At 62.4% G+C, this 10,370-nt stretch carries 9 protein-coding genes; 5 read left to right on the forward strand and 4 right to left on the reverse strand.

Going from position 1 to position 10,370, the window contains the following annotated elements; all coding sequences use genetic code 11:
• Window positions 1-260: hypothetical protein (locus tag Q0O05_RS09525; RefSeq protein ID WP_293662459.1), on the reverse strand; the 260-nt coding region annotated here is incomplete at its 3' end.
• Between the two features lie 142 nt (window positions 261-402).
• Between Q0O05_RS09525 and Q0O05_RS09530 the strand changes: the two genes are divergently transcribed.
• The 4 genes from Q0O05_RS09530 (at window position 403) to Q0O05_RS09545 (ending at window position 4,555) form a co-directional block, all read left to right on the forward strand.
• Complete coding sequence (locus Q0O05_RS09530; protein WP_293662461.1) at window positions 403-1,680, forward strand: efflux RND transporter periplasmic adaptor subunit; 1,278 nt, start codon at window positions 403-405, stop codon at window positions 1,678-1,680.
• Between the two features lie 11 nt (window positions 1,681-1,691).
• Entirely contained in the window at window positions 1,692-2,411 is a 720-nt protein-coding gene (locus tag Q0O05_RS09535; RefSeq protein WP_293662463.1) for an ABC transporter ATP-binding protein, read from the forward strand.
• Window positions 2,408-3,643 carry an ABC transporter permease gene (locus Q0O05_RS09540; RefSeq protein ID WP_293662465.1) on the forward strand — a complete coding sequence of 412 codons (1,236 nt, stop codon included), beginning with the start codon at window positions 2,408-2,410 and terminating at the stop codon, window positions 3,641-3,643. Before Q0O05_RS09535 ends, Q0O05_RS09540 begins: the two co-directional genes overlap by 4 nt.
• Before the next feature lie 78 nt (window positions 3,644-3,721).
• Window positions 3,722-4,555, forward strand: coding sequence for an undecaprenyl-diphosphate phosphatase (locus Q0O05_RS09545; protein ID WP_293662467.1), 834 nt, complete (start codon window positions 3,722-3,724; stop codon window positions 4,553-4,555).
• Between the two features lie 22 nt (window positions 4,556-4,577).
• Here Q0O05_RS09545 and Q0O05_RS09550 read toward each other — a convergent pair whose 3' ends face one another.
• The 3 genes from Q0O05_RS09550 to mutS all read right to left on the reverse strand — a co-directional run bounded on the left by Q0O05_RS09550 (window position 4,578) and on the right by mutS (window position 8,946).
• Entirely contained in the window at window positions 4,578-5,381 is an 804-nt protein-coding gene (locus Q0O05_RS09550; RefSeq protein WP_293662469.1) for an alpha/beta hydrolase, read from the reverse strand.
• A gap of 24 nt (window positions 5,382-5,405) precedes the next feature.
• Window positions 5,406-6,233, reverse strand: a complete 828-nt coding sequence (locus Q0O05_RS09555; protein WP_293662471.1) for a proteasome-type protease — start codon at window positions 6,231-6,233, stop codon at window positions 5,406-5,408.
• Window positions 6,234-6,294: 61 nt separating this feature from the next.
• A complete protein-coding gene (gene mutS / locus Q0O05_RS09560) occupies window positions 6,295-8,946 on the reverse strand; it encodes a DNA mismatch repair protein MutS (protein ID WP_293662472.1) in 2,652 nt (883 codons plus the stop codon).
• Window positions 8,947-9,180: 234 nt separating this feature from the next.
• Between mutS and Q0O05_RS09565 the strand changes: the two genes are divergently transcribed.
• Window positions 9,181-10,370, forward strand: a 1,190-nt coding sequence (locus Q0O05_RS09565; RefSeq protein WP_293662474.1) for an integrase family protein, incomplete at its 3' end; no start/stop codon positions are given.

Below are 10,370 nucleotides of genomic sequence, written 5' to 3' on the forward strand. Positions count from 1 at the left end.
TTGAGCATTTCAAATTGGCGCTGGGCGATGAAGTACTGGTTCTTCAGCACCTCAAAGTTCTGCTGCCAGACCAGCGACTTGGCGTAGTCCGGAATCGTCTCCACCGTCTTGTGGTGCAGGTTCAGGAACAGGATGATGGCGGCTGAAAACAGCGACTTGTCGCTCCCTGGGCCGCCAATGATGTTGATCACCTTGGTGGGGTACAGGCGCATCTTGTTCTCGGGCAAGGTGTTGGGCACGGTGGTGTATCGCAAGGTCATCCTGTCGTCCTCAGTGGTCTTGGTTCGGGGCCATTGTAGAGAGCATTTCCGGGCTTCGGAAGGCGCATTCGGCGGTGCAGTCGCAGCGGGGTCATTGCTCTGTGTGTGGCGTCCTGCCACACGGGCTTTCTAGAATCTCCGCATGAACGTAAAACGCATCGCCTTCGCCGCCCTGTTGCTTGTCGCTGCCGGTGGCGGCGCGTGGTGGTGGTCGCAGCAGCCCGGTAGCACCCAGGTGGACTACCGCATCGCCACCATTACCCGTGGCTCTCTGCAGGCCACCGTCGCGGCCAGCGGCGCGGTCAGCCCGGTCGCGCAGGTGAGCGTGGGCACGCAGGTGAGCGGCCAGATTCGCGATGTGCTGGTCGACTTCAACAGCGAAGTCAAGGCCGGCCAACTGATCGCCCAGATTGACCCCGAAACCTTTGAATACCGCGTGCGCTCGGCCCAGGCCGATGTGGACGCAGCCCGCGCAGCCGTGCTGACCGCTCAGGCTAACGCCTTGGCAGCGCAAACGCAGGTATCCCGCGCGCAGGTCGACCTTGACGAAGCCCGCCGTGACCTCGAGCGCAAACAGAGCCTCGCTGACAAACAATTTATCGCGGTGAGCGAGGCCGACAGGGCCCGGGCTTTGGTGAACACCAGCCAGGAAGCCCTCAAGAGTGTGCAGGCCCAGGTCGGCGTGGCGCAGGCGCAAATCAAGACTGCGCAGGCCAATGTGGCGCAGCGGGATGCCGCGCTGGCGCAGGCCCGCATCGACCTGGCCCGTACCCGCATCACCTCGCCGGTCAATGGCATCGTCATCAAGCGCACCATCGAGCGGGGCCAGACGGTGGCCAGCAGCCTGCAGTCGCCCGAGCTGTTTGTAATTGCCCAAAACCTCTCGGACATGCAGGTCGAAGCGGCTATTGATGAGAGCGATGTGGGCCGCCTGCTGGCCGGTCAGAAGGCCAGCTTTACCGTGGACGCATTTCCCGGCCAAACCTTTGAGGGCCGCATCCGGCAGGTGCGCAAAGCCGCCACCAGTGTGGCCAATGTGGTGACCTATGTCGCTGTGGTCGGCTTCTCGAACGAAGGCGGCAAGCTACTGCCCGGCATGACTGCCAATGTGCGGGTGGTGACCGACCAGCGCGACCAGGTGCTCAAGTTGCCAAATGCTGCGCTGCGCATGCGCATCGAAGGCGTGGAGGCGCCCGCTGGCGCGCGCGGGACGGGCAAGGGCCGCATCTACCGTCTGGGCGCGGACGGCAAGCCGCAGGCGGTGCCGGTGCGTATCGGCGTGTCGGATGGCAGCACCACTGAGTTGCTGGAGGGTGGCGAGGGCGCAGCCGCTTTGGCCGAAGGCGCAGAGGTCATCACTGGCATCAAGAATGCGCCTGTGGCCAAGCCCGGCGGCAGCGGGCCCCGCTCGCCGTTCTGAGCCCAAGCCCCATGCTGATTGCCGCCCGCGGGCTGACCAAAACCTATTCCATGGGCGCGCAGGTGGTGCACGCTCTGCGCGATGTGTCGCTGGACATTGCCGAAGGCGAGATGGTGGCCATCATGGGCACTTCCGGCTCCGGAAAATCCACCCTGATGAACATTTTGGGCTGCCTCGATCAGCCCGGTAGCGGCAGCTACCTGCTGGCCGGAGAGGCGGTGCAGAGCCTCTCTTCTGACGCGCTGGCCTCCATCCGCAACCGGCGGATCGGGTTTGTGTTCCAGCAGTTCAACCTTTTGGCCCGCACCAGCGCGCTGGAAAACGTGGAACTGCCCATGGTGTACGCCGGCATCAAAGCCGCCGAGCGGCGCGCTCGGGGGCTGGAGGCGCTGCAGCGCGTGGGCCTGGGCGACCGGGCGCAGCACACACCGACCGAACTCTCGGGCGGGCAGCAGCAGCGGGTGGCGATTGCGCGCGCGCTGGTCAACCAGCCGCAACTCATTCTGGCCGATGAGCCGACCGGTGCTCTGGACTCCCAGACCAGCAACGACATCATGCAGCTCCTGTCCGACCTGAACCGCCAGGGTATGACGGTGGTGCTGGTGACCCATGAGAGCGACATCGCCGCGTGGGCCCGCCGCAAGCTGGTCTTCAAGGACGGCCGCATGGTGGAAGACAGACTGCAGGCGGGGACGAGTGACCCGCAAAGCGGCGCAGGGTTGGGGCTATGAATTTCTTTGCAGCCCTGCGCAGCGCCTGGCGCTCGCTCGCAGCCAACACCTTGCGCAGCTTCCTGACCATGCTGGGCATCATCATCGGGGTGGCGGCTGTCATCACCATGATTGCGGTCGGGCGCGGGGCGACCGACCGGGTGCAGGAGCAGATGAAGGGTCTGGGCTCCAACATCATGCTGGTGCTGCCGGGCGGCGTGTCGCAGGCTGGTGTGCGGCTGGGCGCGCAGACCCGCCAGCGCCTGACCGAAGAAGACGCCACCGCCATCGCGCTGGAAATTCCGGAGGTACAGGTGGCCGCGCCCACCTCGCGCACCACCGGGCAGCTGGTCTATGGCAACACCAACTGGGGCAGCACCATCATCGGCGTGAACAACGATTTTCTCGAGGCGCGCGATTGGCCGCTGGCTGCCGGCCGCCTGTTTGACGCCGGCGAGCTGGCCGGGTCGGCCAAGGTGGCCTGGATCGGAAGCACTGTGGCGCGCGAGCTCTTTGGCGATCAGGACCCGGTGGAGCAAATGATCAGGGTGCGCAACATTCCCATGACGGTGATTGGCGTGCTCGCCCCCAAGGGCCAGAACTCGATGGGCCAGGACCAAGATGATGTGGTCATGGTGCCGCTGGGCACGCTGCGTAACCGCATCTGGGGCGGAGATGCCACCAGTCGCCTCAAGCGGGTAGGCAGCATCAGCGTCAAGGTGCGCGAGGGGCAGGACATGCGCCAGGTGGAGGTGGCGATCCGCGATCTGCTGCGCCAGCGTTTCAAAGCGCAGGACGGCGCGGAAGATCCCTTTGTGGTGCGCAACCTCACCGAAATCCTGCAGGCGCAGGAAGAGAGCAGCCGAGTGATGACGCTACTGCTGGCCGCGGTGGCCGGCATCAGTCTGGGTGTGGGCGGCATCGGCATCATGAACATCATGCTGGTGAGCGTGACCGAGCGCACCCGCGAGATCGGGCTGCGCATGGCCGTCGGTGCGCGCGGGCGCGACATCCTCGCCCAGTTTTTGATTGAAGCGGTCACCTTGAGCCTGCTGGGGGGCGCAATCGGGGTGGCGCTGGGCGCATTGGCGACTTGGGCGGTAGGCCAGTTTGGCGGCTGGCAGGTGGCGCTGAGCGCGGACTCGGTGTTGCTGGCGGTGGGTTTTTCTGCGCTGGTGGGCGTTTTCTTTGGCTACTACCCCGCCCGCCGAGCCGCCAGTTTGCTGCCTATCGAGGCGCTGCGCCACGAGTAAGTGCTATAGTTTTTGAAGCTGTCTGCGCAATCACTGCGTGGGTTAGCGGCTGTTTTTACTGTTTTTTGGAGCGAACTCTTGGACTTAACGTTGCTGATCAAGGCCGCCGTCATGGGCGTGGTGGAAGGGCTCACCGAGTTTTTGCCGATTTCGAGCACGGGGCACTTGATTCTGGCGGGCGCGCTGCTGGGTTTTGACGATGCCAAGGCCAAGGTGTTCGACATCGCCATCCAGACCGGCGCGATTTTTGCGGTGGTGCTGGTGTACTGGCAAAAAATCCGCAGCACGCTGGTTGCCCTGCCCACCGATAGAGCTGCGCAGCGTTTTGCGCTGAATGTATTCATCGGCTTTGTGCCGGCTGTGGTGCTGGGGCTGCTGCTTGGCAAGGCCATCCAGGCCCACCTCTTTACCCCGGTGGTGGTGGCCAGCACCTTCATCATCGGCGGCTTCATCATTTTGTGGGCCGAGCGGCGCCAGAGCGCGGGCGGCTCCGCGGTACGCGTGCACAGCGTGGACGACATGACCCCGCTGGATGCGCTCAAGGTGGGCCTGGCGCAGTGCCTGGCTATGGTGCCCGGCACCAGCCGCAGCGGCGCCACCATCATTGGCGGCATGCTGCTGGGCCTGTCCCGCAAGGCGGCAACCGATTTTTCGTTTTTCCTGGCGATTCCCACCCTCATCGGCGCGGGGGGCTACAGCCTCTACAAAGAGCGTGCCATCCTATCGATGGCTGATCTGCCGATGTTCAGTGTGGGGCTGGTGATGTCGTTCATCAGCGCATGGCTGTGCGTGCGCTGGCTTCTGAAATTCATCTCCACCCACAGCTTTGTGGGGTTTGCTTACTACCGCATCGTGTTTGGTGTGGTGGTGCTCGCCACCGCCTGGAGCGGTCTGGTCGCCTGGGCGCCCTGAGGCTCTCAGAGCCCCTTGCGGGCTAGCGCTGCATATTGAGTAGTGCAGTCTCAATGGCCGCGGCGGTGGTTAGCGGCTTCTCCATGGGGAAGAGGTGGCTGCCGTCCAGCATCATGATGCGGCCCTGGCTCACCTTGGCTGACAGGTCCATGCCCACCCGCCGCAATTCTTCGGAGTGGCTCCCGCCAATGAAGGTGACCGGACACTTAACCGGATGCCGCTTGAGCAGCTTGTCCAGGTTGTCGGGCAGGGTGTTGTAGACCGCGGTTTCCACGTCGCGCTCAAACGCCAGCACGCGCTTGCCGCTGCCGTCCAGCGGGAAGTCATTGATGTAGTCCTGCAGCACCTGCGGATCCCACCGGGCAAACATTTTTTTGTGCCGGAAGTGCTCCAGCGCAGCCGCCGCATCGGGCCACTGGTAGCGGCGCTTGCGGCTGACCGCGCCCGGCGACACCGAGCCCACCAATTGGGTTGTCTTGGCCAGTCCCACCACCTTGGAGCGCCAGCCGCCCACCAGCGGCGAATCAATCAGCACCACACCCCGGGCCAACTCAGGGTGCTTAGCTGCCGCCATCAGGCTCAAAAATCCGCCCATTGAATGCCCTGCCAGCCACACCGGCCCGCCTGCTGCCTCGGCTAGGGGGCGCACAAAATCGACAAGCTGCTGGGTGAGGTGCGGCCAGTTGTTGGTGACGGCGTAGCGCGGGTCGTGGCCGAATTTGTCGAGCGCCTGCACCGCAAACCCGCGAGCGCGCAGGTGCCCGAATAGGACCTTGTAGGTGCCTGCCGGGTAGCTGTTGGCATGAGAAAAAATCAGTGTGTTCATCGCGCTTCGCCGGGCTGCGGCCCTCTAGATCAGCTTTTCTTCAGGGCGGGTGATTTTTTTCAGCGGCAGGCAGCGTTCGCTGGGCAACAGCAGCGGCACCTCGGTTTGGCCGCCGTTCCACATCGGGTCCTCGATGCTGTCAAACACCTCGCGCAGCTTCTGGCCCCAACTGTCGTGCAGCATCTTGAAATAGGGGTTGTGCTCGTCAATGCACACGACCCTGTCGGTGGCAAAGCGGTTGGCTTCGTACACCACCATGTCCAGCGGCAGGCCCACCGACAGGTTGGATTTCAGGGTGGAGTCCATGGACACCAGCGCGCACTTGGCGGCCTCGTCCAGCGGCGTGCTCGGGGTGATGACGCGGTCCAGCACCGGTTTGCCGTACTTGGACTCGCCGACCTGGAAATACGGCGTCTCGGGTGTTGCCTCGATGAAGTTGCCCGCGGAATACACCTGAAACAGGCGCATGCCCTCGCCCTGAATCTGGCCGCCGAAGATCAGCGACACATTGAAATCAAGCCCGGCGCTCTTGAGAGCCGCGCCATCCCGCGCCTGCACCTTGCGGATGGCCGAGCCCAGTACGCGGGCCGCGTCGAACATGCTTTTGGCATTCCAGATGGTGATGCCCTCGTCGTCCTCGTGGTCCTTGAGCTTCTCAACCTGCAAAATTTCCCGCACCGACTGCGAAATGCTCAGGTTGCCCGCCGAGAGCAGCACCATGAAACGGTCGTCCGGCTTCTCGTAGACGATCATCTTGCGAAAGGTGCTGATCTGGTCGAGCCCCGCATTGGTGCGGGAGTCCGAGAGAAACACCAAGCCGGCGTTGAGTTTGAGGGCGACGCAGTAGGTCATTGGCTTTGCGGGTTGGGGGTGTGGGCTGGAGTGTATCGGGGTGGTGTTGCTACCCATCCCGCTACTGCTTCCCCGCCAGCGCCTTCAACTGGTAGAGCGCATCCAGCGCTTCGCGGGGGCTCAAAATATCGGGGTTTATGGCGGAAAGCGCCGTGTCTATTGCGCTGGCAGCTATGTTTTCGGGAGCGGGCGGGGCGGCAAAAAGGTCGACCTGGGCGCGGGATTCGCTGGCCTGGGCTTCGAGCGCGCCCAGGGTGTGGCGGGCGTGGTGCAGCACCGCGGCGGGCATGCCGGCCAGGCGGGCTACCTGCACGCCGTAGCTCTTGCTGGCCGGGCCGGGCTCCATGGCGTGCAAAAACACGATGTCACGACCAGCCTCGGTGGCGCTCACGTGCATGTTCACCGCGGCGTGGTGGCGGGCGGGGAACTCGGTGAGCTCGAAGTAATGGGTGGCAAACAGCGTGAAGGCCTGCGCCTTGTCGTGCAGCTGGGTGGCAATCGCGCTGGCCAGTGCCAGCCCGTCAAAGGTGCTGGTGCCGCGGCCGATTTCGTCCATCAGCACCAGGCTGTGGGGCGTGGCGCTGTGCAGGATTTGCGCGGCCTCGGTCATCTCCAGCATGAAGGTGGACTGCGCGTTGGCCAGGTCGTCTGCCGCGCCGATACGGGTGTGAATCGCATCCACCGGCCCCAAGCGGCAGGCCTGCGCCGGCACATACGAGCCCATGCTGGCGAGCAACACAATCAGCGCCACCTGCCGCATGTAGGTGGATTTGCCGCCCATATTGGGGCCGGTAATCACCTGCATGCGCTGTTTCAGGCCCAGCCGCGTGTCGTTGGCAATGAAGCTGCGGCTGCCCGACGGCCCGGCCTGACCGCTGAGTTCGGCCAGCCGCGCCTGCACCACCGGGTGGCGGCCCTGGGTGATGTCAATGCACGGCTCGGCCACAAACTGCGGCGCGTTCCAGTCCAGCGTGAGCGAGCGCTCAGCCAGCGCGCACAAGGCGTCGAGCGCGGCAAGCGCCTGCGCGACGCCACTGAGCGCTGCAATATGCGCCTGCATCTGGTCCAGCACCTGCTCAAAAAGCCATTTTTCGCGGGCCAGGGCACGCTCCTGCGCGCTCAGGGCCTTGTCTTCAAAGGCCTTGAGCTCGGGGGTGATGAAGCGTTCGGCGTTTTTCAGGGTCTGGCGGCGGCGGTAGTCGTCGGGCACTTTGTCCGCCTGGCCGGTGGTGACTTCAATATAGAAGCCATGCACCCGATTGAACTGCACCCGCAGGTTGGCAATGCCGGTGCGGGCTTTTTCGCGCACCTCCAAGTCCAGCAGGAAGGCGTCGCAATTGGTCTGGATGGCGCGCAGCTCGTCGAGTTCGGCATCAAAGCCGTCCGCCATCACGCCGCCGTCGCGCACCAGGGCCGCAGGCTCGGGAGCGATGGCGCGCACCAGCAGTGCGATGGCATCGGCCGGCGGCTTCAGCGCCTTGCAAATATGGGCCAAATAGCCCTGTGACGCTTGCAGCGTCTGCGCCAGCAGCTCCGTTTTTTGTAGCGTTTGCACCAGCGCGATGAGTTCGCGGGGGCGCACCTGGCGCAGCGCGGTGCGGGCGGTAATGCGCTCCACATCGGCGCAGCCCTTGAGCTGGCTGCGCAGGGTTTGCCACACATTTCCGTGTTCGTTGGCGCGCAGGGTGCCAATGGCCAAGAGGCGGTGCTGCGCCTCGGTGCGGTCGCGCTGCGGCTCCAGCAGCCAGCGTTTGAGCAGGCGGCTGCCCATGCCGGTCATGCAGGTGTCGAGCAGGCTGAACAGGGTGGGGCTGTCTTCGCCGCGCAGGGTTTGCACCAGCTCGAGGTTGCGCCGGGTGGTGGCGGGCAGGTCAATCAGCGCGTCGTCCCGCTGCACCTGCACGCTGTGGATGTGGGTGAGCGCGCGGCCCTGGGTGTGTTCGGCGTAGCCCAAAAGTGCGGCGGCGGCGGCGTGTGCCAATCCCAGTCCCTGCGCGTTCCAGCTCGAGAGGCTGGCCGCCTGCAGGGCGTCCAGCAGCTTGCGCTCGCCCAGTGCCGCGTCAAACTGCCACTCGGGCCGCGCGGTCAGGTACACCGCCAGCCCCTGGCGCAGGCGCTTGAGCCGGTCTTCAAAGGCGGTGGTGCAGCCGGCGCTGTAGGCCAGCTCGCTGGGGGCAATGCGGCTCACCCAGTCCGGCACCTCATCGGGCGCGCATTCGGCAAGAAACACCACGCCCTGCGTCACCGACAGCCAGGCCAGCCCGCAGCGGTTGCGCGGCCCCTGGTGCACCGCCATGAGCATGGATTCTGTTTTTTCGGACAACAGCTCGGCATCGGTGAGCGTGCCCGGCGTTACCACCCGCACCACCCGGCGCTCCACCGGCCCCTTGGACGCGCCCACCTCGCCGACCTGCTCGCAAATCGCGACCGACTCGCCGTGCCGTATCAGCTTGGCCAGATAGCCTTCCATCGAATGAAAAGGCACCCCCGCCATAACCACCGGCGCACCGGCCGACTGCCCGCGGGTGGTGATGGTGATGTCCAGAATGCGGGCCGCTTTTTCGGCGTCGGCATAAAACATCTCATAGAAATCGCCCATGCGGTAGAACAGCAAGGTGTCGGGGTAGTCCGACTTCAGGCCGAGGTATTGGGCCATCATCGCGGTATGATTTAAGCCCGGTGCGGCAGGATCGAATGTTGTAGTTTTTTCCATATAAATCAATGATCTTCTTCGATCCAGCGTCCTAAAGTGTCCCAATTCATCTGCATTTATCCCACTTCAAATCCAGCTTGGTGGGGACTAAAAGGTCACCATACGCTAGGACTTTGACGCTACACTCCAGTTTCAGTCCCCTTCAGGGTAAAAATTACGAAAACCCGCATGAATAAAGGCTTTCAAGCGAATTCGTAGTCCCCCGATAAATCGGAGAAAGTCTACGGAGGCAACATGAAAGTCGAACTCGATCTCAAGCTCATCAAGTCATTTCGACTTGAAGAAATACCCCTTGGTGTTGACTCCAAAGGGAAGATTCCGAATCAGCCAAATCCCAAACTCATTAACGGCAAGCCTAACCCCGATTTTGCCTCCAGCTATATCGTCTGGGACGCCCACCAAAGTGCACCTCCCGGTTTTGGCGTTCGAGTCGCTGGCAAGAAGACCTATGTCATCAGGCGAAAGGTCAACGGCAAGTCAATCATGCCCACAGTGGGCAACGTGGCTGACTTCCCAAAAATTGAAGATGCCCGAAAAAAGGCAGCGACTTTGGCATTGGCCATGCTTGAAACGGGCAAGAACCCAAATGAAGAGGCCAAAAAGATTGCGGCAAGCGAATTCACGCTGGGCATGTGTTTTGAACGCTACACGAATCACCTAACGACTAGGGCTAAAAAGCGTGCTGGTCCTGAAACACTTAAGGTTGTTAGCCGCGTTGTGAAGCGGTTCAAGGAGTGGGGTTGGGACACAAAAAAGGTCAAAGACATCACTCATGAAGAAATCAAGAAGAAGTTTGAAGAAGGCAAAGCAACATTGACCGCCAATGAACAGCGGTTTAGGTGGGCCAGTGCAGCGGTGAACTGGAATATTGATCGTGAAAAGTTCGATGCGATTGGTGCTGGGCGCAAACCAGGACTCACACACAACCCCTTTGAAATCTTGGTGATTGATCAGGCTTATCGTTCACAAGAGGAGCTTGATAAACAGCGTGAAGCCCAATCGGTTCGTAACCCGCTGCAGCCCAGCAAGTCACTTGGCCCGTTTTTAGAAGCCGCTTGGAGCAAGCGGCTAAGCAATGACAACGAGACCGGTGTTCACTTCATTTTGCTGATGCTGCTCTTGGGGTGCCGCAAGTCTGAGCATGCCAAGTGGGTGTGGCGGGAGTTTTTGGATGAGACCAGCAAAGCCGATGGCACCAGTGTGAAGAACACAAGCCACGTGAATCTTGAGGGCAATGAGTTTTACGGCCCTTATGTTTTTTTCTACAAGACCAAAAACGGCAGAAATCACCGATTACCCCTTGGACCCATGACCGTTCAACTTTTGAAGCTTCGGCAGGAGGCTGCAGCCAAAGAGTCTATTGAGCGAGGTTTTCACCGCTCACGGAAATTTGTGTTTCCGGCCAAGAACAAGGCTTCACAGTC

This window comes from Rhodoferax sp. OV413 (genome assembly GCF_945881795.1).
Lineage (GTDB): Bacteria > Pseudomonadota > Gammaproteobacteria > Burkholderiales > Burkholderiaceae_C > Allorhodoferax.

Bases quoted from the DNA above. Each gene is read 5' to 3' on its own strand.
- mutS (WP_293662472.1), bottom strand. From the start codon at position 8,946: ATGGAAAAAACTACAACATTCGATCCTGCCGCACCGGGCTTAAATCAT.
- Q0O05_RS09540 (WP_293662465.1), top strand. From the start codon at position 2,408: ATGAATTTCTTTGCAGCCCTGCGCAGCGCCTGGCGCTCGCTCGCAGCC.
- Q0O05_RS09535 (WP_293662463.1), top strand. From the start codon at position 1,692: ATGCTGATTGCCGCCCGCGGGCTGACCAAAACCTATTCCATGGGCGCG.
- Q0O05_RS09530 (WP_293662461.1), top strand. From the start codon at position 403: ATGAACGTAAAACGCATCGCCTTCGCCGCCCTGTTGCTTGTCGCTGCC.
- Q0O05_RS09550 (WP_293662469.1), bottom strand. From the start codon at position 5,381: ATGAACACACTGATTTTTTCTCATGCCAACAGCTACCCGGCAGGCACC.
- Q0O05_RS09555 (WP_293662471.1), bottom strand. From the start codon at position 6,233: ATGACCTACTGCGTCGCCCTCAAACTCAACGCCGGCTTGGTGTTTCTC.